This window comes from Oceanobacillus saliphilus, assembly GCF_023522835.1.
In the GTDB taxonomy this organism is placed as follows: domain Bacteria; phylum Bacillota; class Bacilli; order Bacillales; family Amphibacillaceae; genus Oceanobacillus; species Oceanobacillus saliphilus.
This window is the reverse complement of sequence record NZ_JALCZU010000003.1, coordinates 206,473-232,719: the sequence shown is the minus strand read 5'-3', so window position 1 is coordinate 232,719 and position 26,247 is coordinate 206,473. Positions and strand designations below refer to the sequence as shown.

At 40.4% G+C, this 26,247-nt stretch carries 19 protein-coding genes and 1 riboswitch; of the genes, 13 read left to right on the top strand and 6 right to left on the bottom strand.

Annotation, left to right across the window (positions count from 1 at the left end; genetic code table 11):
• Nucleotides 1–8 precede the first annotated feature (8 nt).
• The 6 genes from MN204_RS07335 (at nt 9) to MN204_RS07310 (ending at nt 6,291) form a co-directional block, all read left to right on the top strand.
• Nucleotides 9–974, top strand: coding sequence for a 3-hydroxyacyl-CoA dehydrogenase NAD-binding domain-containing protein (locus tag MN204_RS07335; protein ID WP_249870451.1), 966 nt, complete (start codon nt 9–11; stop codon nt 972–974).
• Between the two features lie 2 nt (nt 975–976).
• Nucleotides 977–1,447 (top strand): thioesterase family protein, encoded by a 471-nt coding sequence (locus tag MN204_RS07330; RefSeq protein WP_249870450.1) that lies wholly within the window; start codon nt 977–979, stop codon nt 1,445–1,447.
• Between the two features lie 38 nt (nt 1,448–1,485).
• Entirely contained in the window at nt 1,486–2,682 is a 1,197-nt protein-coding gene (locus MN204_RS07325) for a quaternary amine ABC transporter ATP-binding protein (RefSeq protein ID WP_249870449.1), read from the top strand.
• Complete coding sequence (locus tag MN204_RS07320; protein WP_249870448.1) at nt 2,679–3,509, top strand: ABC transporter permease; 831 nt, start codon at nt 2,679–2,681, stop codon at nt 3,507–3,509. Before MN204_RS07325 ends, MN204_RS07320 begins: the two co-directional genes overlap by 4 nt.
• A 16-nt stretch (nt 3,510–3,525) precedes the next feature.
• The gene (locus MN204_RS07315; protein ID WP_249870447.1) at nt 3,526–4,404 is read left to right on the top strand and encodes a glycine betaine ABC transporter substrate-binding protein; all 879 of its coding nucleotides are present in this window, start codon (nt 3,526–3,528) and stop codon (nt 4,402–4,404) included.
• A gap of 162 nt (nt 4,405–4,566) precedes the next feature.
• Entirely contained in the window at nt 4,567–6,291 is a 1,725-nt protein-coding gene (locus tag MN204_RS07310) for a CocE/NonD family hydrolase (RefSeq protein ID WP_249870446.1), read from the top strand.
• Nucleotides 6,292–6,358: 67 nt separating this feature from the next.
• Here MN204_RS07310 and MN204_RS07305 read toward each other — a convergent pair whose 3' ends face one another.
• Nucleotides 6,359–7,156, bottom strand: coding sequence for a DUF6574 domain-containing protein (locus MN204_RS07305; protein WP_249870445.1), 798 nt, complete (start codon nt 7,154–7,156; stop codon nt 6,359–6,361).
• Between the two features lie 320 nt (nt 7,157–7,476).
• Here MN204_RS07305 and MN204_RS07300 point away from each other — a divergent pair, with 320 nt between their 5' ends.
• The gene (locus MN204_RS07300; RefSeq protein ID WP_249870444.1) at nt 7,477–7,923 is read left to right on the top strand and encodes a hypothetical protein; all 447 of its coding nucleotides are present in this window, start codon (nt 7,477–7,479) and stop codon (nt 7,921–7,923) included.
• Between the two features lie 26 nt (nt 7,924–7,949).
• Nucleotides 7,950–9,767 (top strand): zinc ribbon domain-containing protein YvbJ, encoded by a 1,818-nt coding sequence (locus MN204_RS07295; RefSeq protein ID WP_249870443.1) that lies wholly within the window; start codon nt 7,950–7,952, stop codon nt 9,765–9,767.
• A 208-nt stretch (nt 9,768–9,975) separates the two neighbouring features.
• Here the strand turns inward: MN204_RS07295 and MN204_RS07290 are convergent, their stop codons facing one another.
• Genes MN204_RS07290 through MN204_RS07275 form a run of 4 tightly spaced genes read right to left on the bottom strand, consistent with a single transcriptional unit; the run spans nt 9,976 to nt 13,573 of the window.
• Nucleotides 9,976–10,746 (bottom strand): energy-coupling factor transporter transmembrane component T family protein, encoded by a 771-nt coding sequence (locus tag MN204_RS07290; protein ID WP_249870442.1) that lies wholly within the window; start codon nt 10,744–10,746, stop codon nt 9,976–9,978.
• On the bottom strand, nt 10,727–12,391 hold the full coding sequence (locus MN204_RS07285) for an ABC transporter ATP-binding protein (protein WP_249870441.1): 1,665 nt from the start codon (nt 12,389–12,391) through the stop codon (nt 10,727–10,729). Before MN204_RS07285 ends, MN204_RS07290 begins: the two co-directional genes overlap by 20 nt.
• Nucleotides 12,388–12,966 (bottom strand): ECF transporter S component, encoded by a 579-nt coding sequence (locus MN204_RS07280; protein WP_249870440.1) that lies wholly within the window; start codon nt 12,964–12,966, stop codon nt 12,388–12,390. Before MN204_RS07280 ends, MN204_RS07285 begins: the two co-directional genes overlap by 4 nt.
• Nucleotides 12,959–13,573, bottom strand: a complete 615-nt coding sequence (locus tag MN204_RS07275) for a YkoF family thiamine/hydroxymethylpyrimidine-binding protein (RefSeq protein WP_249870439.1) — start codon at nt 13,571–13,573, stop codon at nt 12,959–12,961. Before MN204_RS07275 ends, MN204_RS07280 begins: the two co-directional genes overlap by 8 nt.
• Nucleotides 13,574–13,668: 95 nt before the next feature.
• A riboswitch (TPP riboswitch) is annotated at nt 13,669–13,775 on the bottom strand.
• 389 nt (nt 13,776–14,164) lie between these two features.
• Here MN204_RS07275 and MN204_RS07270 point away from each other — a divergent pair.
• The 3 genes from MN204_RS07270 (at nt 14,165) to MN204_RS07260 (ending at nt 21,744) form a co-directional block, all read left to right on the top strand.
• Nucleotides 14,165–16,237 carry a S8 family serine peptidase gene (locus tag MN204_RS07270; protein ID WP_249870438.1) on the top strand — a complete coding sequence of 691 codons (2,073 nt, stop codon included), beginning with the start codon at nt 14,165–14,167 and terminating at the stop codon, nt 16,235–16,237.
• A 182-nt stretch (nt 16,238–16,419) separates the two neighbouring features.
• A complete protein-coding gene (gene purU / locus MN204_RS07265) occupies nt 16,420–17,319 on the top strand; it encodes a formyltetrahydrofolate deformylase (protein ID WP_249870437.1) in 900 nt (299 codons plus the stop codon).
• Between the two features lie 414 nt (nt 17,320–17,733).
• Nucleotides 17,734–21,744 (top strand): gamma-glutamyltransferase, encoded by a 4,011-nt coding sequence (locus MN204_RS07260; protein WP_249870436.1) that lies wholly within the window; start codon nt 17,734–17,736, stop codon nt 21,742–21,744.
• Between the two features lie 217 nt (nt 21,745–21,961).
• Here MN204_RS07260 and MN204_RS07255 read toward each other — a convergent pair whose 3' ends face one another.
• Nucleotides 21,962–23,467, bottom strand: coding sequence for a Na+/H+ antiporter NhaC family protein (locus MN204_RS07255; protein ID WP_249870574.1), 1,506 nt, complete (start codon nt 23,465–23,467; stop codon nt 21,962–21,964).
• A gap of 402 nt (nt 23,468–23,869) precedes the next feature.
• Here MN204_RS07255 and galU point away from each other — a divergent pair, with 402 nt between their 5' ends.
• Nucleotides 23,870–24,757 (top strand): UTP--glucose-1-phosphate uridylyltransferase GalU, encoded by an 888-nt coding sequence (galU, locus tag MN204_RS07250; RefSeq protein ID WP_249870435.1) that lies wholly within the window; start codon nt 23,870–23,872, stop codon nt 24,755–24,757.
• Between the two features lie 61 nt (nt 24,758–24,818).
• Nucleotides 24,819–26,147, top strand: coding sequence for a UDP-glucose dehydrogenase family protein (locus MN204_RS07245; RefSeq protein ID WP_249870434.1), 1,329 nt, complete (start codon nt 24,819–24,821; stop codon nt 26,145–26,147).
• Nucleotides 26,148–26,247 lie beyond the last annotated feature (100 nt).

Genomic DNA, 26,247 nt, shown 5'->3' with positions numbered 1-26,247 from the left:
GGTTTCTAATGAATAATGAAATAAAGAATATAGCTGTTATTGGTACAGGTGTTATCGGCAACGGTTGGATAGCACGTTTTATAGCAAAAGGATACAACGTTACTGCATTCGATTTGGCAGAAGGTGCAGAGGAACGCACACGAGCAATGATCAATCGGGTTTGGCCTTCTTTGCAGGAGCTTGGGGTAAGTGAACATGCTACCCTAGATAACTTAACTTTTGCTACAACATTGGAAGAGGCTGTTGCTGATGCTGATTATGTTCAGGAAAATGTACCGGAACGCGAAGATTTGAAAAAAAGTGTACTTCAGTCAATCGATGCAAGCACTCGTCCAGGAGTCATGATCGGCTCTAGTACTTCAGGAATTATGCCGAGTACACTGCAGGAAGGGTTGCAACATCCGGAACGCTTGATTGTTGCCCACCCTTTCAATCCGGTTTATATCCTTCCATTGGTTGAAATTGTTGGTGGAGAAAAAACAAGTGAAGAAATCATTCAAAGAGCAGAAGCCTTGTTTACCGATATTTCAATGAAGCCGTTAATTGTAAACAAAGAAATCGAAGGGCATATTGCGGATCGTTTGATGGAAGCACTTTGGCGGGAGGCACTTCACTTAGTCAACGATGGTATTGCAACAACCGAAGAGGTCGATAAATCAATCATTTACGGTGCTGGTCTTCGTTGGGCACAGATGGGTCCGTTCATGACATTCCATCTCGCTGGAGGAGATGCGGGAATGCGCCATATGCTGGAACAATTTGGCCCGGCTTTGAAGCTTCCTTGGACAAAACTGGAAGCACCGGAATTGACGGAGGACCTGAAAGAAAAAGTTATTTCTGGCTGTGAAAATAGTGCAGGTACGATGACGGTTTCCCAACTTGAAGAAAAACGAAATGAGTTTTTAGTAAAACAGTTGGAATTAGTTGCAGAATATTGGCCTGAGTTTGGTAAGAAATCAGAGATAGGGGGCTAATAATGGACCATATGTCATCAGGTTTTACTTGTTTTGTGAAAAAAGAATGGGTGGATTATAACGGACATATGAATGATGCTGAATATGCAAAAGTTTTCAGTCTTGCACTGGATAAATGGATGGAAGAAATCGGATTGAATGCTGAGGCGAGGGAACGATATGCCTATACGATTTTCACATTGGAAACTCATCTTTGCTACTTGATGGAAGCACATGAAAATGAAAAAATAACCGTTTCGCTCCAGCTTCTCGATGTTGATGCAAAAAGAGTCCATGCCATTTTTATGATGAATAACCAGGATGGACAACGGATTGCTACGAGTGAGCAGATGCTAATGGGAATGGATACGGCAACGAATCGCCCAGCTCCATTTCCTGAAGTAGTCAATGAAAAAATCATGGAAGTCTATAAGATCCATGAACAACTTGATAGACCGAAACAAGCGGGACGAACAATAGGAATTAAAAGATAAGTTCGTTTGTAGACAGCAGAAAAGAGGAGAAAAGAAACATGAATAAGATTGAAGTTAAAAATCTGACGAAAATTTTTGGTTCCCATCCTCAACAAGGTCTTAAACGGATGATGAATGGTGAATCGAAAGAAGAAATACTAAAAAAGACAGGGATGACTGTAGGGGTAAGCCGAGCTAGTTTTTCGGTTAAGCCCGGTGAAATTTTTGTGATTATGGGGCTTTCCGGCAGTGGTAAGTCAACTTTAATTCGGTTGGTCAACAGACTAATCGATTCCACCGATGGGGAAGTTTATATCGACGGGGAAGACATTACAAAAATGGACAAAAATAAACTAATTGAAACCCGTCGCAAAAAGCTTGCCATGGTGTTTCAAAAGTTTGGTCTACTACCCCATCGCACGGTAATCAATAATGTCGCGTATGGACTTGAACTGCAGGGAATTAATAAAAAAGAGCGGGAGGAACGTGCTGAAAAGACCATTGCTGATGTTGGATTGAAAGGGTATGAAAATAGCTATCCGAGTCAGTTAAGTGGTGGTATGCAGCAGCGTGTCGGACTGGCGAGGGCACTGACAAATGATAGTGACATTCTTTTAATGGATGAAGCGTTCAGTGCACTCGATCCGATTATCCGCAAAGAAATGCAGGATGAGTTAATCCGACTTCAAAGTAAGCTGGAAAAAACGGTATTATTTATTACACATGATCTTGATGAAGCATTAAAGCTCGGTGATCGTATTGCAATTATGAAAGACGGCGTAATCGTTCAAATTGGGACACCAGAAGAAATCCTTGAGAATCCTGCCAATGACTATGTATCCAGCTTTGTTAAAGATGTCGATCGCTCGAAAGTTCTTGATGCAAGTGTCGTAATGAAAAAGGCGGAAGTTCTCGTTACTTACAAGGATGGATTACGTGTAGCGGTAAGGAAAATGGAAGAAGTCGGAGCTTCAAGCATCTTTGTTGTCGATAAAGAAAAGAATTTCAAAGGCCTGCTTACCATTGATGATGCCATCCGAGCATATAACGAAGGAATCCCAATGGAAGAGGTTCTTGTTGATAATGTGTCGGTGACAAGCCCGGATACATTACTGAATGATCTTGTCGGTATAGCTGCTGAGGCTAAATATCCGATTGCAGTAGTAGATGAAGGGAAATTATGTGGGATTGTCTCCCGTGTATCGATTCTTTCAGGCCTTGTGCTTGGTAAGGAAAGAGAGGTGGAAGCAGAATGAATTATTTCAACTTCCCACTTGAGAAGGTTACCAATGATTTTGTCAATGGTTGGCTACTGCCAAACTTCAGTGGTTTCTTCGATGAAATCAGTGTAATACTACGATCTTTTATTGATTCAGTTACAAATGTTCTAATTGCTACGCCAGCTGAAGTTATTGCGATTATCTTTGTTCTGCTTGCCTGGTGGATAGCCGGAAAAGGTGTGGCCTTATTTGCTATTATTGGCTTTCTATTTATCGGATCAGTCGATTTATGGACCGAATCCATGCAGACGCTTGCAATCGTTATTGTTTCCACAGTGATATCCGTGCTGTTTGGAGTGCCGGTTGGAATTTTAAGTGCCACGAATTCGATCGTTGATAAAATCGTACGTCCTATTTTGGACTTTATGCAGACATTACCGATATTTGTTTATTTGATTCCTTCTATCTTATTGTTTGGCTTGGGAGGGGTGCCGGCAGTAATTGCGACATTTGTTTTTGCTGCACCACCCGCAGTGCGTATGACGAGTCTAGGAATCAAACAGGTACCTGAAGAAGTGGTTGAAGCTTCGAGGGCATATGGTTCAACCCCGAAACAATTATTGCTGAAGGTTCAACTGCCACTGGCAATGCCAACGATTATGGCTGGTGTCAACCAGACAATCATGCTTGCACTATCGATGGCTGTTGTTGCATCCATGATTGGTGCTCCTGGTCTTGGATCTACCGTACTGACTGGTATTTCACAGGTTAATGTAGGACTTGGGTTAACAGGTGGATTGGCAATTGTTGTATTAGCAATATTGTTGGATCGGATCACACAAGGAATTACAAAAAAAGTATAACGTGAGGAGTTTTACAATGCGAAAAAAATTATTAATCCTAACAGTCTTGGTGACTGTCTTAGTACTTGCAGCATGTTCTTCAAGTAATGACACATCAGACGCAGAAAGTGATGGATCAGAAGACAAACCGGTGATTACATTTGGTGTTACTCCATGGACAAGTACTGTTCCGCCAACAGAGGTAGCGAGCATTATCTTACAGGATATGGGATATGAAGTAGAACAAACGAGTGCAGATGCAGGAAATGTCTTTATCGGGCTTTCCCGTGGTGATATTGATGTATTTATGGATGCATGGCTTCCAGCTCATGAAGTATATTTGAACCAATACAGTGAAAATATTGAAAGTGTTGCTGTGAGTTATGATGGTGCGAATGCCGGATGGGTTGTCCCAACTTATATGGAGGAGTTTAACTCGATAGAAGATATCTTAGGAAATGAAGAGCTGTTTAAAAACGAAATGTATTCCATTGAAGAGGGTGCAAGTGCAACAGGAATAATCAATGAAATGATTGCAGATTATGGCTTGGACATTAATCAAGTGAATTCTTCGGAAGGTGGCATGATTGCACAGGCAATGCGTATGATGCAGCAGGAAGAGCCGGTAATTTTCTATGGCTGGCGTCCACATACCATGTTCAATAAATTTGATCTGAAATTCCTTGAAGAAGATCGTGGACATTTTAATAGTGCGTCTGTTGAAGTAATCACCAATAATGAGCTGAAAGAGAATGCGCCAGATGCTTATGAGTTCCTAACTAACTGGACGATTTCAATTGATGATGTAGAATATATGATACAACAAATAGAAGACGAAGGTCGCGAGCCTGTTGAAGTAGCGCAGGAATGGGTCGATAACAATCAGGACTTAGTGGAGCAAATGCTTGGAAACTAATGTTTAAAAAGGAGGGGGCATGTTGTAGCTTCAAGAGCTTCAGCATGTCCATTTCTTTATCTTAGGGATTTTTACGTAAGTTTATCTTTAATCCTGGCATTTGTCATAAACAACATACTTTTAAAAAATAGCTTAATCATATAACTAGTGAGGGGTAGAACAATGAAGGAATCGAAAAATAACGTTCAGATTATCGTAGACCGTGAAGTAGCGTGTACCTTACGCGATGGAACAAATTTATATGCAACTATTTATCGACCGAGTGGTGAAGGGGAATACCCAGTCTTGCTTACCCGGCTTCCTTATGATAAAAATCTGCCGAATTTTTCTCATCGCTATATTGATCCAATTCGATTTGCGATGAATGGATATGTCGTTATCATTCAGGATGTACGTGGAAGATTTGCTTCCGAGGGAGAGTTTGAGCCATTCGTACAGGAATTAAAAGATGGGTATGACACAGTGGAATGGGCGGCGTCACTTCCGTATGCCAATGGAAATGTCGGCATGTTCGGTTTATCGTACTATGCCTTTACACAATTATATGCATTAATGGAGCAACCACCATCATTAAAAGCCATTTTTCCGGCTATGACAGGTCACATTTTTAGTGATGCTTTTACACAGAATGGTGTGAACATGCTTGCCTCTACAGAAACATGGGTGTTGGATTCTGTTGCTGCCGACTATTTGAAGCGTAAACAGTCAACAGAACAATATGCTGAAACAATCAAAGAGATAACCAATGATCTGGATCACATTGATGAATGGCATTCGTTCAAGCCAGTAAAGGACTGGCCGCCAATCAAGAAGCATCCTGAACTTGTTGATTTTTTCAAAAAATACGTGAATCAGGAATTTACGGAACAAGCACGTAAACAGTTTAATTCTAAAGTTGCCCCAAGTGAATTGGGTGTACCTGCATATCATCTTGCCGGATGGTATGATAACTTTTTAAATCAAACTATCCAAAACTTTGAGGCGATGAAAGGGTCTGTCAACAATCAGAAACTAATCATTGGTCCGTGGGGACATGGCATGTTCGACTCTGAGTTGGGCGAGCGTAGTTTTGGCAAAAATAGTTCTGGTAATTCTATAGATGGAAAAGAAGATATAACAGGCCTGCATATCAAGTGGTTTGATTATTGGCTGAAGACGAAGCATGAGCAACTACCTGAAGAAGAATCTCCAGTGAAAATATTTATAATGGGAGAAAATAAGTGGCGTTCGGAGAAAACATGGCCATTGGAACGGACCGTCTATACTCCTTATTACTTACGTGAAGATGGAATGTTATCTGAAGCTGTGCCCGGGGATGAGGCAGCCGATTCATATGTGCACGATCCAGGAAATCCTGTCCCAACACATGGTGGCGGTGTATTATTTTACAATGGCAGAGGTGCAGGTCCATATGATCAGCGCGAAATAGAAAAAAGAAATGATGTTCTGACATATACATCAGAAGTATTAGATGAGGCAGTGGAAGTAACTGGCTGGATAAAGATGAAGCTGTGGGCTGCATACGATGCGAAGGATACGGATTTTGTCGTGAAGTTGATTGACGTTCTCCCTGATGGAACTGCCTATAATCTGACAGATGGAGTCATAAGGACAAACAATCGCTATGATAATCCTGGTAAAAATGATGCTACCGATGCCAATGAAGTTGTGGCACTGGACGTAGATATGTGGGCAACAAGCAATGTGTTTTTACCCGGGCATGCGATTCGAATCGAAATCTCATCAAGCAGTTTCCCACGTTTTGATGTAAATCCGGGAACAGGAAACACACTAATGGATACAACGGAAATGGTCAAATCCAATCAAAAAATATACCATGATCACGACCACCCATCACACATCATCTTACCGATCATACCCAGATAAAAAAGCGCGGGGACGGTTCTTTTGCTTCCAAAAAGGAAGCAAGAGAACCGTCCCCATGCTTCTTCATTTATAATACGTAATACAAGATATTTTCAATATCATTTAATAGGTTAGAGAGTAGTACATCGCCCAATACATAGGAAATAATGAAAATGAAGACTATTGTCGCCAGGCTTAGGTATACTTTTTGTTGATGATTCTTAAGTTTTTCGTATACAAATATTACCGGTATAAATAAAAATGCAAAAATAACAGATGCGATTAGCGGGATAAATGTTAATTGAATGGATGAAATAATGCCGCCCAGCATTGCAATGACGTTCAATGCGGTAAATGGTACGATGATAGAACCGTACTGGGCAATAATTGTTTTAAATGACTCTTGGTTTTTGCCGATTTTCATCATTGCATAAGCACTTCCGAAAGTAATGGCAAAACTTAAAATCACGGCTAGAACAATTCTTGAATTAAGAGCGAAAAATGGAATCGACTCTGAAAAAAAGCCACCAAAAGAGCGCATGATAGAATTCGCTAAAAAGTAAATACTTAATGAATAGATGACTGCGTATAATGCCAGGGTAATCAAACCATTCGCAAAATGATCTTCATTGGACTGAAATGCACGTGTTGGATTTTTAACCAGACTTAAGAAATAGGACCAATATTGACTGACACCGCTTTTGATTGCAGCTACAGTGGGCTGTACTTCCATTGTTGCTGCCTGAGCTGAACCGCTGCTTCCTACGGGCTCCTGAATGGTTCCGTTGACAATTGCTTCACGTGCAACAGGTTGCACAGCTTCTCCACACACACCACAAAATTTTCCTGACTCTTGATGATTGTTGCACTTTGGACAGACTAGCATGATTGAATTCTCCTTTAAAGTTTATTAAACCTCTCCTACTCATAGTTTGAATATGTACTCATATGAGGAAAAGTTTCTTTCTATGTAATCCTATTAAACCATGACGAATTGACTACAGGAATACATTATAGCAAATGTTCCCAAATTTTAAAGATATTTAATGAAAATAGGTAGGAAAATATAATTAAATTTAACAAATTAATAGGAAAATAGACTTAACAAACAAATTTAAATGAACTATAATACTTCTTGTGATAATGATGAAAACTATTACATAGCATACGCAATTAAATTCCAGCAAAAATGGGAAGGAGGACATCATGAAAAAAAGGATTTCAGCACTATTTTTATTATTACTTATTACGTTACTTTTAGTTGGTTGTATGAGCAAAGGGTCTGCCGCAACGGTTGAAGGAATGTATAAAGCAGCGCTTAATCGGGAGGCAGACCATTTAAGTAAGATTTTTTCACAAGTCGATGGATACGATGATTATTACTTAAGTGAGATTATGAATAATTTAACATCAGATGTAATGGACGCAAATGGTATTGAGAATATGAATATCAAAGAGATTGAAAGAAAGCATCTGAACTTGGAAGCCATTGAAGATTTTGATGATGAATTTGGTAGTAACTGGGAATTGGTGGCTGTACAGATGGATGTGAATTACTTTTATGTTTGGGTTCTGAAAGAAGTTAGTGGAAATTATTTTATTGTTTATGCTGAGGATTTCGACAAGGAAGAGTTTGAAGAACTGCTTAAATAAACTACATAAAAAGAGGTTAATAGCGTATGGATAAGTTTTGTAAAGAGTGCGGGGGTTCCATTGAGGATTCCTTAAACTTCTGTAAGCATTGCGGACACACATTAGAATCAACACATGCTCAGAAAAAGGTTTCAGTGAATACGGTAACCAAGGTAGGACAGTCAAGGGATTTTTCAAAAAAGCAAAAAATCGCAATTGGTGCAGTGGCTGCACTGGTGATCATGATCAGTGGTTTTTACATGTGGGGAAAATCCTACGCTTCTCCAGAAAAAATGGTGCAACGATTTGTTACAGCTATCCATGAAGAAGATTATAAAACGGTACAAAAGAACACCGTTTTAAATGGTTCTGAGATTTCAAAGGCAGAAGCTGAAGCGTTCGTGTCTCTGGCAAAAGCAAATTACATAAACTTAAATACTCGTAATCTTGAATCTTTTACGAGAGATAATGATCTTTTTTACATCATGGAAAATGGGAAATGGCTTGGGATTTTCCCGAACTATAGCATGGCATTAATCCCCCAATTTGTTGAAGTACACCTGCCTTTTGAAGATGTAGTGAATACATTTAATGAGAATGAATTTACTATTTTTGAAAAAGGTGGGCGCCGTATCGTTTATGGGCCAATGTCACCTGGTATATATAATCTAAACAGTACTTTCAGTGGGGAATATACGGAAGTCGAATCGGATGAATCTATCATACTTGCAGATGGTTATGGAGATTGGACGCTACACTATGTTGATATGGATGCTGATTATGTAACACTTGATTTGTATAATATGAACGGTGTGCCCATCACGAATGCCTATATAGAAATAAATGATCAACAAGTCAAATTCGATGAGGATTTTAGAATTGAAGAACTTGGTCCATTGGATTTGGATGGCTCGATCACAGTTACTCCAGTTGTTGAAACAGAATGGGGCGAAGTAAAATCTGAACCGATAGAATTAGAAGGAACGTATTACGATATTTCGGTAAATACAGTGAGTGAAGCACTGATGGATGAGCTGTCTGATGCTATTCTCTTGTATGGCGAGGAATATGTACAGGCGAATGCCAGTTATAGCGCCAACCTGTTTACTACAATCACCGCTGAAATGAGAGAGAGCTTTGCCAATAACTTTGAATATTATATGAATAGTAATAACTATTTTTCCGGACAGTTGGATTCTCTGGAAATAGATTTTAATGATCTGACGTTTCACAGTGATTATTATACGTATGTACCTGCCAAGTTCTATTTCACATCCGCTGAGCATGGTGAAAGTGAGGAAGCGGATTTGGGAGATCGGATAGATCATGTCGATGTTGAATTGGTTTATGATACGGATGAAGGCAAGTGGCTTGTTAATTCCAGTTATTCAGTCAGTGGCTGGTATAGTGATGATTTTACGGCTACTAGAACGTTAGATGGATCGAAGGAATTTTATAAAGCATCAAAGGTCGCTCAAGCCTCTGAAGGCGAAGTTGCAAGTGCGGAAGCTTCCAGTGAAATGAATATTGTTGTAGAGGAAGTAACGATAAATTATGTATATCAGCTAGTGGAAGCAATTAATTCAGGGGATTATGAACAAGTTCGTCCCTATATTAAGGATGGTAGTTCCCTAAATGCCATGCAGACAGACTTAGTTACCCGTCTATACGAAAAAGGAATGACACAGGAAGTTATGGCTGCCACAGTCGCTTCGATTGATGAGGTGGACGGCAATTGGCTGGTCACAACAAATGAAACAATCAAACTAACGTATGAAAGTGGAGAAGAAGAAACAAATGACTACACATGGACATACACCGTAGAAGAAAACAAAGACGGAGCAATATTGGTAAATATGGAATAGAAGCGTGGGGACGGTTCTTATGCTTCCAATTTGCGAATCAAATTAATTTTGGGAATAGCAGGAAGAAATCTCGCAAATCGTGGACCAATAATCTAATTTAACGCTCAGCCTTGTCAGGCTGAGCGTTAAATAGTTCCGATAGAAGGAAGAGAACCGCTCCCACACTCCACCTTCCATTCAAAAGAAGCAATAGAACCGTCCCCATGCTTCAACTAAATAGTTTCAGATAGCCCATTTCCAAGGAAACGATGACGGCTGCAGAAAATCCTAGCAGCATGATTAATGGGAAAATCCAATCGGTTTTTTTGATGCTGAATTGCCGATAAAAGGTTCTGTTTTTCTCCCCTGTAAACCCTTTTGATTCCATGGCCATCGCAGTTCTTTCCGCTTTTCGAATGGAACTTGCAAGTAACGGAATGGAATAGCGCTTGTAATTTTCCCACTTTTCCTTGATCGTTTTTGCCTGATTAACGCCGCGCACCCGATGCGCATCATGGATGATTTTTATTTCATCACGCATCATTGGTAGGAAGCGATAGCCGGCTAAAACGGCATACGCAATTTTGGGAGGCAATCTTAACTGCTGCATGAGGCTCAATATGAAATGAACGATGTTAGTTGTGAAAATAAACAAAAGGGAAAGTGCTGCAACGTTTAGAACTCTTAAGGAAAGAGCAAGGGCAGTCAGCAGTGATTCCCGTGGATATGTCATGCCAAACAGTGTTATGCTATCATCCTTGTTTGTTGGCGTATCGGCAAAGATGATGGTCGTCCATAACATTCCAAATGCAAAGATAAGAAAAGGAATAAAATACAGTGTATATTTTTTCCAAGCCACTTTTCCGAATAGAAATGTAATGGAAACAGTCCATATAAGAAATAGCAGCGGTGTGATTGGGTCAAAAATCATTGCCAGCAGGACGACAAATAACATAATCGTCAATGCTTTGAGACTTGGATTAAGACGTTGTAGAAACATAGTAAGCTTCCTCTTCATGAATTTTTTTAATTTGGACAGACACTGGGAGCTCGAGTTGCCATGCTTTCAAATTTTTCGCTTCTTTGTCCCATAAGCTTTCCGGTGTACAATCGGCAACAACCTCTCCATTATTCATCACAACGACCCGTGAAGCATACTGGTCAACAATTTCCATATCGTGTGTAATCATTAAAATTGTCGCCCCCCTTTCGTGACGTTGCTGTAAAAGTCGCATCAGCTCAGCATTCGACTGTGCATCCTGGCCAAATGTAGGCTCATCAAGCAATAGGAAGGATTGGCCGTCAACAATCATCGTGGCAACACTCAATCTGCGCTTTTGCCCCTGGCTCAGGGAAAATGGATGTTCATTTTTAAGCTCAAGCAGTCCGAATGTATCCAAAATTTCATATACCTTTTCCCTTATCGTTTCAGCCGGTTCATTCTTCATTTTCAAACTAAAGGCGACTTCGTCATATACCGTATTTGTAATAAATTGATGTTCTGGATTTTGGAAAACATAGCCAATCTCCTGGCGCAACAAAGATTCCTTCCATTCCTTCAGCGCTTTTCCTTTTAACGATATACTACCGGAAGCGGGTTTTTGTATGCCGGAAAGTATTCTGGAAAGGGTGGTTTTCCCACTGCCATTTGCTCCGACAATCGCAATGAATTCCCCTTCGTAAATAGACAGGGAGACATCTTTAATGATATCGCGTTTCCTAGCAGACCAAGCAATATTACGCGTTTCGAGTATGGAAATACCAGACTCAGAGCTGTTTCGAGAGATCCTTTTCTCCGCTACGAATGCAAAACGGGATGGATACGCTGCAAATTCTTCCACAGTTAGTGGCAGTTCCATCTGATCTGGATTATCTTTCAAAAAAAACTGAGCAACCTTTGGCAGCCAGATTCCCTGTTCCACCAGCTGCGAACGATTATTCCTAATTGCAGTCCGCAATAAACTATCATTAAAAATTTCACCCTCGCGATTCAGCAGCAAACATCTCTCCGCCAGATCTGTCCAGTCGTCGAGCTTATGTTCAATGATGACAAGCCCGAATTTGATTTTCTCACGTAGGTTTTTGATCGTTTCGATTAAGTCTTTTGTTGCAATCGGATCCAGGTTGGCTGTCGGTTCATCGAGAATAAGCAACGATGGTTTTAAAGCAAGAATGCAGGCCAATGCGAGTTTTTGCTTTTGACCGCCAGACAGTGTTGCGATTGCTGATTCTTTATAGTCCTGCATGTCAACAAGTTCGAGAGCATCCTCGATTTTTTCTTCCATTTCTTCAAAAGGCACACCGATATTTTCCAAACCAAACGCTACTTCATCTTCCACGTTAAGCATACAAAATTGGGTTTCCGGATCCTGGAAGACGACACCGACCTGTTTGCTCAACTCACCTGGTCTGTAATCGATCGTTTTTTTTCCGTCGATAAAAATATCCCCTTCCATTTCACCATCCAATTCACGAGGGAATAGCCCATTTAAACAGGAAGTTAACGTGCTTTTTCCACTACCGCTAGGTCCGAGCAACAAGACGCTTTCACCATCATGGAGCTGAAAGTTAATGTTTGATAGAATATCTTTTTCTCCCGTTTCAAATCGTAAACGGAGACTGCGTACATCTACAAATGGCCTCATGCTGCATGCTTCTTTCGGTATTCTTTCCCTAGTGCGAAACTGGAAAGGACCCCAGTTTTGGCAAGCCCGTCACTTAATGCCTTACCTAGTAGCCCGGCAATCAATGCACCACTGATCATCCGGACGATAAACATAGCAGTAACATATCCAGGTGCTAAAGCGGCATATCCACTCATGAAATAGCCATAGATGAAGCTTGTCACAGCGGATCCAACACCCGCGGCCATGAGTACCCAAACGGAATAGTTTTTCCAACGTGTAGCAGCAAATGCAGCTTCCGCCCCTAGTCCCTGAACCATCCCAGTTACGATGAGCATTGGTCCTATAGCATTTCCAATTAATACTTCGACCATTGCCGCAATCGTTTCAGATAGAAATGCGGCCCCTGGCTTCTGGATGATATAAGCTGCAATGATGGAAACGATGAACCAAATACCAAAGATAAGATCATAGCCGATCGGTCCGAAAAATCCGACGAGAACCCCGCCTAAAGGTAAAAATGCTAAGTAGACAACACCAAAAACAACGGCTAAAGCTGCCATGACAACAATTTCTTTAAATCGCCAATTAGCCATTTTTTACGTCTCCTTTATGGGATGGACTGTTTGCTGAGATGGAGACGGTCATAACGGTATGGCTCGAGCCACCGTCTACGGTTGCTTTGAAAACCTGTTCCAGTCCTTCAAAGATGGCTACTGCCTCCCCATCCAGACGTGTTGAATAATGGGCATGGGAGACGGTAACATGTTCTCTCATTGCTTCGATTTGCTCATAAATGACATCCATATAATTGCCGCCACCAAGTGGATACAAGGAAAATTTAGATGCAACAGGTTGTGTTATATTTTTTACAGACTCGGCATTGAGAGCTGTTTCATCTTCAGCCATATATGCTTCCCCTTGCGAATCCCCTGGACAACCGAGAGAATATGTTGCCTGGAATGCCACATGTTCCCCTGTCTTTGCAGCGTGAAGAAAAACTGCTTTTGTGACATCGAATATGTGAACAAGCTTTCCCCTTACTGTAGTTGTGACGTCATCCGTTTTCATATGAACTTTTGATGTATCGACTTCTTCGAGCGCCCCTAAAATGATATCGATAAACTGATTGCTCATTGGATGAATGGAAAAACTTGCTCCTGCGATATCGCTTTTTGTACATGTTTGATTTTGATTGACCATGTAAATTCCTCCTCTTTTTTCCCATTAAAAAGACTGCATCCCAGTGGAATGCAGTCTCATTGTAGGTATCTTTGCAATTGCAGAAAATGCTGATATACATGTCGACCGCACTTCCCCACGCTGGTATTATCCAGTTCGGGTGCAAAGGGTCAGAACTAATCCGTTCTTCTCAGCCGTTCATACAGCTCCCCTAGTGCTACTAAATATTAAATTTTCTAAATACACCATAACACGACCAGGGAATATTGTAAAGAGATGAAAGTGGTGGAAAGGTGCCTGTGACTCCCTTATCTTTGTCGAAAGTCTCGTTTTGCCTCAAATATAATGGGTGAAAGAGGATACATTCAATGGTCTTGGTCTGTATATCATTGCATTGGTGGTAGTTACCATTGTGCTGTAAATATTCTTGCGCTCGGAAAATTGGATGTAGTAGAGAACAATAATAGGGAACGATGAAAGCTGTAAAGAATGATGCAGCATTTTCCCGCGACAAATTCTGACAAAAATCGGGGAGTGACAGGCACCAGACATTAGTGGTAAAATTTAGTTACTAGATAGAAAGATAGAAAGATAGAGAAGGAGATTTGATAATTGTCCAAAGTAACGTTTAATCGTCTGATGTGTCTATTTTTTTCTGTATTAGTTCTCATTTCATTTCATCCTGTTAGCTCCTATGGTATGGATAGTAATGACGTTGAGGTAATTATAGGTTATGAAAATGAAGCTGGTAGACAGCTAATTTTAGAAAAAAGTAGTGAATTGGAGTCTGATTTTAGTAGTATAGCTGCTGTTGCCGTAACAATTGACCGAAATAGTTTAAACGAATTCTATGAAAATCCCAATATTACGTACATAGAGAATAATAAAGCTATAAAACTATCAAATACAGCTCAAACCATAACAGAAGTTTCCGAAACGGATAGCGTAAAGGAAACAGAACATTGGAATATACAATCAACCGGTGCTCCATTTGCGTGGGCAGAAGGTTTTACCGGTAAGAATATTAATATAGCAATTATTGACACTGGTATCGCCCCACACCCTGATCTCAAAATCTCTGGCGGACATTCAACGGTCAATTATACAACAGAATGGATCGATGATAATGGCCACGGGACACATGTGGCTGGTGTTATCGGTTCATTACGGAATGATACGGGAGTTGTCGGTATTGCGCCGGAATCCAACCTTTATGCTGTCAAGGCTCTCGATGCCGATGGTGAAGGAGAGGTAGTCAATGTAATGAAGGCTATTGAATGGTCCATTGAAAACAACATGGATATTATTAACCTTTCCTTAGGTACTGATGATGATAGTGAACCATTGCGTAATATGCTGGATCATGCCTATGATTCCGGATTGCTTGTCGTTGGAGCAAGTGGCAATGATGGGAATAGTGTCACTTATCCGGCAAAATATGAGAGTGTTATCGGAGTTTCCGCTGTAGATGGCCGTTTGAATATTACGTGGTTTTCTGCAACTGGACCGGAAGTGGAGTTTTCTGCACCTGGCATTAATATCATCAGTACTTTTTTAAATGGATCATATGGGATGGGAAGCGGTACATCACAAGCATCACCACATGTAACCGGAATGCTTGCAGTATTGAAGCAAAAATTTCCCCAGATGACAAATAGTGAACTGCGGAAAGAACTAATAAACCATTCACAGGATTTAGGTAAAGCAGGAAGAGATCCCCTTTACGGTCATGGGTTTATAACCTACACTCCTGATGATCAAATTGCTCCAGGAGAAGTTACAAACATTAAATTAAATGAAGCAACTTCTGATTCCCTTTCGATAAGCTGGGAAAATCCAGCAGATGATGATTTCGCTTTTGTGGAGATTTACTTGGAGGATTCCTATTTAACAACGGTTGAGAAAGGTAACGAATCTGTTTATCTTGTTGAAGGATTGGAAGCTGATACGGAATATGCATTTGCTTTTTATACCGAGGATCATTTCGGCAATCAATCTGAAGGTACAGTCTTCATAGCACGTACCGAGGCTACTGAACCTGATGTAGTTGATGAAGCGGTTATGGAAGATGAAGCAGTCGTCATTAAAGAAAAAGCCGATGAAAAAACTTCGGAAAACGATGAGGTTGGAAAGAAACAGAACACTACGGAAGAAATAGTTAATGAGCAAGTCGCTTTGGTACGTGAAAAGGATTCTGCTGCTGAAAACCAGCAACGCAGCTCAACGAGGGAAGAGCAGAGTTCGGAGCAAGAAGCGGTATCAGCATTACCTAGCTTTGCTAATGATTCAAAAGGCGCTCCAGTCGAATCAGGGATGATTGCAAAAGAGAACGAGGTTAATAAAGAAGTGTCTTCCAATAAACCAACTGCAGGGAGAACATCTCAAGTAAGTGGTCGGGCAAATGCTGCACCAGTAGATTCAGATAAAATCAATGCCTCACTTAATGCTGGGGAAAATAAAGAAAACATAAGTGACTTGGAAGAAAATGAAGCTGAAAAAAAGGAACAAATCGAACTGTCACAACAGGCTGACGATACATTAGATGAAACATTAGATGAAACATTAGATGAAGAGAAAACAGAAGAAAAAGAGAACGAAAACAAAAATATATTTGTACGCTTCTTCAACTTTATCGGAAACTTATTTGCAACACTATTTAACTGGATAGGCAGCCTATTTAGTTAGGTTCCAGTTAGGTGCCTATAACTCCCTGAAATTTATCGAATGAAAAAGGCTATAATAGTTAATGTTTCATTTTGACATTAAACAGTGGTAGCCTTTTGGTATGGATCATCGCTGTTGAATTCGACAATCACGACAAAAACCGGGGAATGACAGGTTCCAAGTATAAAATGGGGGATAGGATTATGAACAGTTATTCTGAAGGGAAAATAAAAGCATATCAAGATAAAAATGAAGACAGGGCACGTTTTCTAATCAAGTGTCCCGACCAGCCTGGAATTGTGGCAGCCGTTTCTCAATTTCTATATGAGCATGGAGCTAACATTGTAGCATCTAATCAATATACGATGGACCCTGAAGGTGGCGAATTTTTCATGCGGATTGAGTTTGACTGTCCGAACTTGAAAAATCGGGCAGTAAGACTGGAAGAGGAATTCCTTCCACTGGCAGAGAAGTTTCAAATGGACTGGAAGATCATGTATGTGAGTAAACTCAAAAATATGGCAATCTTTGTTTCGAAAGAACCGCATTGCCTGCTCGAACTTCTTTGGGAATGGCAAAGCGGCGATCTCATGGCCAATATTTCTCTTGTCATCAGCAATCATGAAACAGCGCGTGAAATGGTGGAATCACTGGGCATCCCGTTTTATTACATTCCAGCAAACAAGGAAATACGCAAGCAAGTGGAAGAAAAGCAGAAACAGCTGCTCGAGCAATATGATGTGGATCTAATTGTGCTAGCACGCTATATGCAAATCCTCACAAATGAATTTGTCCAAGGGTATGAAAACCGGATTATCAACATACACCATTCCTTCCTCCCGGCATTTATTGGCGCGAAGCCTTATGAACGTGCCTACCAGCGTGGAGTGAAAATGATTGGGGCTACTTCCCATTATGTAACAAGTGATTTGGACGAGGGGCCAATCATCGAACAGGATATCGGCAGGGTCGATCACCGCGATAATGGAGAAGATATGAAAAAAATCGGCCAGTCGATCGAGCGGAGTGTGCTTGCTCGAGCTGTGAAGTGGCATTTGGATGACCGTGTGATTGTACATCAAAATAAGACGATCGTTTTTTAATAGGAAAAAACCGGTAACTGATAGAAGATGCTCCCTTTCAGACAACGAGATTTAAATATCTGGCTGTCTGAGGGGGAGTTTTCACGTTATCCTGAAATAACTAATAACGCAGCATGTAGACTAGGAAAAAAGGAAAAAAGGAAAACCTGACATAGACGATTTCCATACCAAACAATCAAAAAGCATCAGACATCCGCTCTCTTTTACTAGGATCACAATATGTCCCAACTATAACCCACAGATTTCTCTATCACGGAGTAGATAATTAGAATTAGATATATCGTTCATAGATAGTTCTATAGTATAATTTAAAAATAATAGATTGTATTTTGAATCTTTATATTATAGAATTAATTAAAATAAATGGGATAACGTAATATGTTATTTTATGAGTCTATCAAAGGGGGAAAGTTGATGTACAAAAATAAATACAAGCAAATAGTATCTATTCTTTTCAGTGTTCTATTATTTTTTGCTCCATTAGCGAGTGTACAGGCTACAGGTTTTGATTATGAGGCGGATTTTGTAAACCCTTACTATGACCAGGAACCTAGTGCAATAGGAAATGGGGGAGCAGTAGCAACAGAGCATCCTCTAGCTTCACAGGCGGCCATCGAAATGATGGAAAAAGGCGGAAATGCAATTGATGCAGCTGTTGCTGCGGCCGCTGTACAAAATTTAACCCGTCCATTTTCAGGTGGAATTGGTGGTGGGGGAATGATGAATATCTTCCTGGCAGAGGAAGAAGAGAATGTAACGCTTACCCATCGTTCTATGTCTCCTGCTTCGTTTAATATAGAATCCTTTGAGGATGAGAACGGGGATATTTACCCAAGTGACGTACGTATAAATGGAGGGAGATCTGTAGGAGTCCCTGGTACCGTATTAGCATGGGAAGAAGCTTTGGACAACTATGGAACGATGACATTAAAAGAGGTGCTTCAACCTGCTATTAAATTAGCTAAAGAAGGGTTTGTCATCGATGATAACTTTGTTAGAGAGGTTACGGAAAATGCAGAGCGTTTCCGTTTGTTTGAATCCACTTCCGAGACTTTCTTAACAGAAAACGGAGAAATTCCCGAGGCAGGAAGTGTGTTAAAAAATCCAGATTTAGCATATGCGTTTGAGCTGATAGCTGAGCATGGAAGTGAAGTTTTTTATAATGGCGAGATTGGAGAGGCAATTATAGAAGCGGTAAATCATCCACCAACAATAGATAACCCTGGTTCTGAGGTTTTAGCAGGAGAAATGACAATGGAAGATCTTGCCGCTTATAAGGTAGTTACCGGAGAACCAATCACTACGACATATAGGGGATATGATTTTTATGGAATGCCTCCTGTGTCAAGTGGCGGTCTTTTAATTGGAGAAATACTTAATATTCTTGAAGGCTATGATCTCAGCAATATGTCAGATACAGAATTTTATCATTATTTTATGGAAGCTTCCCGTCTGGGATTTGCTGATCGGAGTGCCTACCATGCCGATCCCGAACATATCGATGTACCAGTTAATGGATTGATCTCAAAACAGTTTGCTGCAGATCGCCGTCAGCAAATAAATGATACGGCAGCTATTGGGAAAATTGCTCCTGGAGATGCTTGGAAATATGAAGAAGATCCAAATCGTACTCCTGATCCATTACCTGAGCTAGAAGCGAACTTTTTTTATGATTTTGCAGGTAATCAAGGGGATGCTTGGGATCAAGATAAGTTTTTTGTAGATACGTCTTATGACACGATATTTGAGCTTGATGGAGAGGGGTTTGCCAATTTTAATATAGGAGACCGCAGAAATTCTGCTGGACGTGCAACAGCTCAAATGGAATGGTCAGAAAATCAGGAATTACTTGTGCCTTTTCGAATTAATGATCTTGGGCCAAATCGGTACATGCGTTTTTGGTTACGTGCTGATGGCTTTAATTTAAGCTCCAGTCCACATAATGGATATGGCGTGGAAATTCGCTCTGGATACAATGATATCCGATTAATTAATAGAGCTGATGGTGAAGGTGGCGTCTTCGCCCAATTCGATCATGAATTGACAGATGAATTACAATGGCTGCGATTTAAAGTTGTAGATAATCAACTATCTGTAAAAGTATGGAAGGACGGTAACGAGGAGCCGGAATACTGGAATCTGGTTGTCGAAGATGATGCTGTTACAGATCCAGGCAGATTATTAATTAGTACAATTGAATTCGAAGACACGAACGGTGGTGGCTCCTTTAGTATAGGGCCAATTCAAGTGGAAGAAACGGACGAACGAAGCCCTGAGTTAGAACCTGGATTTGAATATGACTTTTCCGGGGGTGAGGGTGATGGATGGGATAATCGTAAATTTTCCACTGAAACACAAGATGGGGGCATAGTAGATCTTGATGGGGAAGGATTTGGTCGTGTTGAGCTGGCGGATCAGGATAGATCATCTGCAAGAATGTCAGCGCTTATGCAGCCAGCTGGAAATCAGGAATTGCTTGTACCATTCAGTATGGATCCAGGTAATAGCAGGGACCTGCGTTTCTGGTTGCGTTCAGACAATTTTACGAACCTTCAAAGTCCAAGTAACGGATACGGCGTGGACATCCGATCGGCGTGGAATAGTATTCGACTCGTGAAAACTGTAAATGGTTCACTTCAAGAGATTGGCCGATTCGATCACACGATTACAGATGAACTGCAATGGTTGAGATTTAAGGTCGTGGATGAGCAATTGTCTGTGAAAGTTTGGAAAGATGGGGAGAATGAACCTGATGAGTGGAACTTGATTACTGCAGATGATTCCGTGTCCTCTCCAGGTAGATTACTTATTAGTGCCCGGGAGTATAGAACTGGTGAGGGTGCAGGCGGTTTTAAAATAGGATCCATCGTAGTAGAGGAAATAGAAGAACCTACCTATACAGAAGAAGGGTTTTCCCATCAATTTACCGGTGATGCTGGTGCTCCATGGGATAGCAGTAAGTTTACACTTTATACGAGAAATTCCACTATGGACCAAAGTGGGGATGGTTATGGACGTATTGAGCTGCAAGAAAATACGTCTTACGGAACTGCAGTTGCAACTATGCGTGCTGCTGAAAATGCCGAGCTGCTCGTTCCATACCAATTTACAGATATGGAAGCAGGTTCTAATACCCATCTGAGATTTTGGCTACGTGCAGACTATCCTTCTCCGACTGTTTCACCATACAATGGATACGGGGTTGATATCAGGCCGTCAGAGGACAGAATTCGCCTCGTCAAAGCAGTGAATGGGAGTAACACATGGTTCCATAACATTGCATATGAATTTACAGAGGAAGAACAGATGTTACGGCTTAAAGTTGTAAATAACCAAATTTATGTGAAAGTATGGAATGGAAAGGATGAAGAGCCAAGTGAATGGAGCTTTGTGACAGAGGATAATTCGGTTAGCACATCCGGAAGCCTAATGATTGGCGCGTATGAGTTCGGATCAGTTGGTTCTAGTATTCATGTTGGTGATATTCGGGTTGAGGATCTGGATGCTTCCTATGTTGATAGCGAGCAAATAGAATCTCAAGAAAATGAACAAGATGAAACGGAAGAATCGGACGAAGAAAAAAGTAATGGGGAAACTATTAATTTAACCGTAGCAGATTCCTATGGAAATGTGGTTGCATATACGAATACGATCGTCTCCATTGGTGGAAGCGGCATGGTTGTTCCCGGTTATGGATTTTTACTAAATGATGTTTTGGCTAATCGGACCCGTTCTTTTGCCGCTGAAGGAGAGCCTAATAGTGCTGCACCGCATATGAAACCGTTAAGTACGATGGCTCCAACGATTATCATGAAGGATGGTGAACCGGTCTTTGCAGGTGGTGCTCCTGGCAGTCTGACCATTATATCAACCGTTACACAAATTATTTTAGCGTATTTGGATCGTGGTATAGAGTTGCCGGAAGCTGTTGAAATGGCCAGGCTATCCCAACAGAACCAAATATCGGGAAGAACAATTATTGAAAAGCAATTCGCAGAGACAGAAGAATACGGAGCGTTAAAAGCACTGGGGCATAAATTTGAAATTTCTGACCTCACTCAAGGAATAGGATCATTTAACGGGATTGGATTTATGCCAGATGGTAATAAGCAGCCTGTTGCCGAAGCTGTTCGCAGAGGTGGCGGAAGTGCCATGGCATATGATATAACTCTCGAACAAATGAATAATCTTATAGAGCATTATATAGCAGTCGGTGAAGTTAACGATCCACTTAAAAGTCAGTTAACTACCACCTTGAGTCAAGCAAAACATCATTACGACAATGGTGAAATGAAACAAGCGATTAAAAAGATGGAAGACTTTTTGAAGAAAATAAATAACAAAGAATTGGAAGTTCATATTTCACAGAGTGCAAAAAAGGCATTAATAAGCCACGCAGATAGTCTGATTAGGCAATGGAAATAATGATTCATGCTTGAGGATAATAGATTTAATTTAAATTTCCCCCTTATTTTCAGGGGGAATTTTATGCTTTTTTGCTAGTTAAGAGAGCATAGACTTACTATATAAGTGCAAATAAGGCTGTCACCAAACATTTTGGTGACAGCCAAGTCCATCGAAAGCAGACTCTCTTCATTTAGAAAAACTCCCTCTGGCAAAAAGAGCCACTGGGAGTTTCTAATTAAACAGCTTGCCGTTTACCCTTTTGAAGTTTCGATAAGGTAAACACTGCAACAACTAAGAGAGCAGCTGTTAAAATAAGTGTCCATGCGCTTCCGGTAATTCCGGCAACGATAAATCCGATAAAGGAAACAATCCCATTTAGCAAGGCATATGGAAACTGTGTTTTTACGTGATCGATATGGTCAGCTCCTGCTCCAGTTGAGGATAGCAAGGTAGTGTCCGAAATCGGTGAAGTATGGTCACCGAACATACCGCCTGAAAGAACTGCTCCGATACAGACAAGTAAGTGTGCATCTAGTGCGAATGCCATTGGAATGGCAATTGGCAGCATAATGGCAAATGTTCCCCACGATGTTCCGGAGGCAAGAGACATAATGAGACCGACAATAAATAATAGTGCAGGAATTATAAATACCGGAATATTTCCATCGATGATTTCCACAATAAACATTGCCGTACCCATTTCACTGATGATTGTGCCTAGTGCCCATGCAAGAATAAGTGTGACAGCAACATAGGTCATACGCTGCATTCCGGATGTATAAATATCAAAGATTGCGTTGAAATTTTTAATCTTATAGACAAGCATCAATATAATGATTGTTACTGCTGCAAAAAGATATGCAGTTGTTAACGAAATTCTGAAGTCACTACCCGCAACTTGTTCAAACGGGAATCCGAATGAGATCATCAATCCGAATAAAGTGGTAAACAAGACCAATAGTGGCAGCCAAATCAGGATGGCTTTTGATCCTTCTGTATATTTCGCGTTTTCATCAGGTCTCCGAAGTGGTTTCGACTCGGGCCAGTACAGTTCGCCTGTTTCCTGAATACGTCTTTCTGCTTTTGCCATCGGTCCAAAATCTAAATTTGTCATCGTTATGAGTGGTACCATAAGGATTGCCATAATGGCATAAAATTGGAATGGAATGACCTGGACAAGTGTATCAAATTCGGATGCAGTAATATTCAATAAATCGAATTCATTTCGAATCAGCCCCATGATATAGACTCCCCAACCGATGAAAGGAATCAGAACAGCAACGGGAGATGAGGTCGAGTCAATAATCCACGCCAGTTTTTCCCTTGAAATCTTTAATTTATCAAAAACTTTTTCAAAAACAGGTCCAACAATTAGCGGCGTACCTAAATCAGAGAAAAAGATGATAATCCCGCCAATCCATGCAGACATTTGCGCTTTTGCACGCGTATTGATGTATTTGATGGCATTATAGGCAAGTGCTGCACCGCCACCTGAATTTTCCATTAGAGCAACAAATCCACCGATGAAGAATAATAATACAATGATACCTGCATTATACCCATCTGACAGCTGTGGATAAATGTAGTTGCCGATGGTTGACATCGTTGCTTCCAGCGGATTTCCTCCGACTAGAATTAATACACCGATAAATACACCTGAAAATAAAGAAATAATAACATTTTTAGTAATGATTGCTAAAATAACCGCAACTATCGGCGGTATTAATGATATGAGTCCCATGTGTTCCAAAATCGTTCTCTCCCTTTTTGTCAAATCGTGATGTATATTTATACATATAAATGTAAAATTATAAGTTTGAGTATACTATGTAGATGTTGTTTTGTAAATAATATTTTTGTCTTTTTACTAGTAAATAGTAAAAGTAAAAAATGAATAATCGTCAAATCTGTGGAGAATTCCTAAACAAACTTGCTTTTTTTACAGGGGAAACATGGAAAGGAAAGCCCATACTATCTAATCTATTATGAAGCTCCGTACGACAATATTTTGAGCTTTACAGTCACAGTACGGAAACGATGTATGTAAATAAGAATTAATTATAAAAAATAGAATTGAATGATAAAATAGGTTTAGTAATAATAAAACAAAGGATTAACTAGATACCGAAAATGGAGGGATTTTATGGGGAAAGTTCGAAAAGCTATTATCCCGGCTGCAGGTATGGGGACACGATTTTTACCTGCGACAAAGGCGATGCCGAAAGAGATGCTGCCAATTGTCGATAGACCGACAATTGAGTATGTCGTTCAGGAAGCAATTGAATCTGGAATAGAAGATATTATTATCGTCACAGGTAAAGGAAAACGGGCGATAGAAGATCATTTTGATACGAATTTTGAGCTTGAAGAAAATTTAATAAAAAAAGGAAAGTTCGATTTGCTTGAGAAAATAAACAAATCGGCCAATGTGGAAATTCATTACATAAGACAGAAGGAAGCAAAAGGTTTGGGCCACGCTGTCTGGTGTGCAAGAAAGTTTATCGGCCATGAACCTTTTGCAGTATTGTTGGGGGATGATATTGTCCAAGGTGAACAGCCTTGTTTGAAGCAACTGATGCAGCAATACGAAGAAACGGAATCATCTATTATTGGTGTGCAACGAGTTGGTGATGACGAGACACAACGTTATGGGATCATTGATCCGATGGCAAACGAAGGTAGACGTTATCAGGTACGTCATTTTGTTGAAAAACCAGAGCGAGGAACTGCACCTTCCAACCTTGCTATTATGGGCCGCTATGTTTTAACACCAGAGATTTTCGACTTTCTCGGGAAGCATGAAAAAGGTGCGGGCGGAGAAATTCAATTAACAGATGCCATTCAGAAATTAAATGAGCTTCAACATGTCTTTGCCTATGAGTTTGAAGGAAAAAGGTATGATGTGGGAGAAAAACTTGGATTTTTAAAAACGACAGTAGAATTTGCTCTGAATAATGAAGAAATCGGTGAAGATGTTTTGGAAATGCTAAAAGAACTCATTTTCAAAAATGAGGAAGTAAGAGATAACTAAATAGACAAATATCGACAAAAACCGGGAAGTGACAGGCACTATCACTAAGGGAGGCTTTTCTATGAATATTTCAGTTGTTGGTACTGGTTATGTTGGGCTTGTGACAGGTGTCAGTCTATCGGAAATAGGACATACGGTGACATGCATTGATATCGATGAAGCAAAGGTTGAAATGATGAATAAAGGAATTTCACCTATATATGAACCAGGTCTGGATGAATTGATGAAGAAAAATATCGAAAGTGAGCGTTTATTTTTTACGACGGATCATGCAGCTGGATTCCGACATGCAGATGTTATTTATATTGCTGTAGGTACACCAGAGAATAGCGAGGGTGCTGCAGACCTTTCCTTTGTGATGCAGGCAGCAAAAGATATCGCAGGAAATGTCTCGAAGGATACCACTGTTGTAACGAAAAGCACTGTGCCTGTCGGGACAAACGATAAAATCAAGCAGACTATCAATCTTCATCTGAAAAACGAGGTGAAAATTGATGTTGTTTCCAATCCGGAATTCTTAAAAGAAGGTTCTGCCATTTACGATTCCTTTCATGGCGATCGGATTGTAATTGGGACAGATAATGAAGATGCGGCAAATCTGATTGAGGACATCAACAAACCGTATGGTGTTCCTGTATATAAAACGGATATTCGCAGTGCTGAGATGATTAAGTACGCATCGAACGCGTTTCTTGCTACGAAGATAAGCTTTATCAATGAGATTGCAAACATTTGTGAACTTGTTGATGCCAATGTCGATCATGTTGCAGAAGGTGTCGGAATGGATCAGCGGATTGGAAACCAGTTTCTGAGAGCGGGAATTGGCTATGGAGGTTCCTGTTTTCCGAAAGATACAAAGGCCCTCATTAAAATTGCCGGTAATGTCGATTATAATTTTGAATTATTGAAAGGTGTTGTCAACGTAAATAAGAAGCAGCAGGCACTACTTATCGAAAAATTAAACGAGCACTTCACCTCGCTGCAAGGAAAACGGATTGCTGTCCTTGGATTGGCGTTTAAGCCGAACACCGATGATATGAGGGAAGCGGCATCTTTAATCATAACGGAAAAATTAATCAATCAGGGTGCACAAGTTATCGGATATGACCCAATTGCTGAGGGGAATGCACGTAGGCTGCTCAGCGATAAAATGGTTTATGCCAAAAGTGTGGAAGAAGCCATCAATGGAAGTGATATCGTGTTAATTTTAACCGAATGGGATGAAATTAGGAATGTGGATATGGACATTTTCCAAACGATGAAGACGCCATTAATTTTTGATGGTAGAAATTGTTTTGATTTGCAGGAAATGAAAGTCAGAGGAATTGAATACCATTCGGTTGGCCGCCCTCCTGTTATGAAAAATATGGATGCGTCTCTGGCTGACTAGAACACGAACAACTATTTTGAAATAAAACGAACATCCATAATTCATGCATAAATAGCTGAAACAGACGATTAGACACGGGTCCTGACATTCTCCCTTTTTT

Coding starts and splice junctions, on each gene's coding strand:
- MN204_RS07335 (WP_249870451.1), top strand. CDS start 9: ATGAATAATGAAATAAAGAATATAGCTGTTATTGGTACAGGTGTTATC.
- MN204_RS07330 (WP_249870450.1), top strand. CDS start 977: ATGGACCATATGTCATCAGGTTTTACTTGTTTTGTGAAAAAAGAATGG.
- MN204_RS07325 (WP_249870449.1), top strand. CDS start 1,486: ATGAATAAGATTGAAGTTAAAAATCTGACGAAAATTTTTGGTTCCCAT.
- MN204_RS07320 (WP_249870448.1), top strand. CDS start 2,679: ATGAATTATTTCAACTTCCCACTTGAGAAGGTTACCAATGATTTTGTC.
- MN204_RS07315 (WP_249870447.1), top strand. CDS start 3,526: ATGCGAAAAAAATTATTAATCCTAACAGTCTTGGTGACTGTCTTAGTA.
- MN204_RS07310 (WP_249870446.1), top strand. CDS start 4,567: ATGAAGGAATCGAAAAATAACGTTCAGATTATCGTAGACCGTGAAGTA.
- MN204_RS07305 (WP_249870445.1), bottom strand. CDS start 7,156: ATGCTAGTCTGTCCAAAGTGCAACAATCATCAAGAGTCAGGAAAATTT.
- MN204_RS07300 (WP_249870444.1), top strand. CDS start 7,477: ATGAAAAAAAGGATTTCAGCACTATTTTTATTATTACTTATTACGTTA.
- MN204_RS07295 (WP_249870443.1), top strand. CDS start 7,950: ATGGATAAGTTTTGTAAAGAGTGCGGGGGTTCCATTGAGGATTCCTTA.
- MN204_RS07290 (WP_249870442.1), bottom strand. CDS start 10,746: ATGTTTCTACAACGTCTTAATCCAAGTCTCAAAGCATTGACGATTATG.
- MN204_RS07285 (WP_249870441.1), bottom strand. CDS start 12,391: ATGAGGCCATTTGTAGATGTACGCAGTCTCCGTTTACGATTTGAAACG.
- MN204_RS07280 (WP_249870440.1), bottom strand. CDS start 12,966: ATGGCTAATTGGCGATTTAAAGAAATTGTTGTCATGGCAGCTTTAGCC.
- MN204_RS07275 (WP_249870439.1), bottom strand. CDS start 13,573: ATGGTCAATCAAAATCAAACATGTACAAAAAGCGATATCGCAGGAGCA.
- purU (WP_249870437.1), top strand. CDS start 16,420: ATGAACAGTTATTCTGAAGGGAAAATAAAAGCATATCAAGATAAAAAT.
- MN204_RS07260 (WP_249870436.1), top strand. CDS start 17,734: ATGTACAAAAATAAATACAAGCAAATAGTATCTATTCTTTTCAGTGTT.
- MN204_RS07255 (WP_249870574.1), bottom strand. CDS start 23,467: ATGGGACTCATATCATTAATACCGCCGATAGTTGCGGTTATTTTAGCA.
- galU (WP_249870435.1), top strand. CDS start 23,870: ATGGGGAAAGTTCGAAAAGCTATTATCCCGGCTGCAGGTATGGGGACA.
- MN204_RS07245 (WP_249870434.1), top strand. CDS start 24,819: ATGAATATTTCAGTTGTTGGTACTGGTTATGTTGGGCTTGTGACAGGT.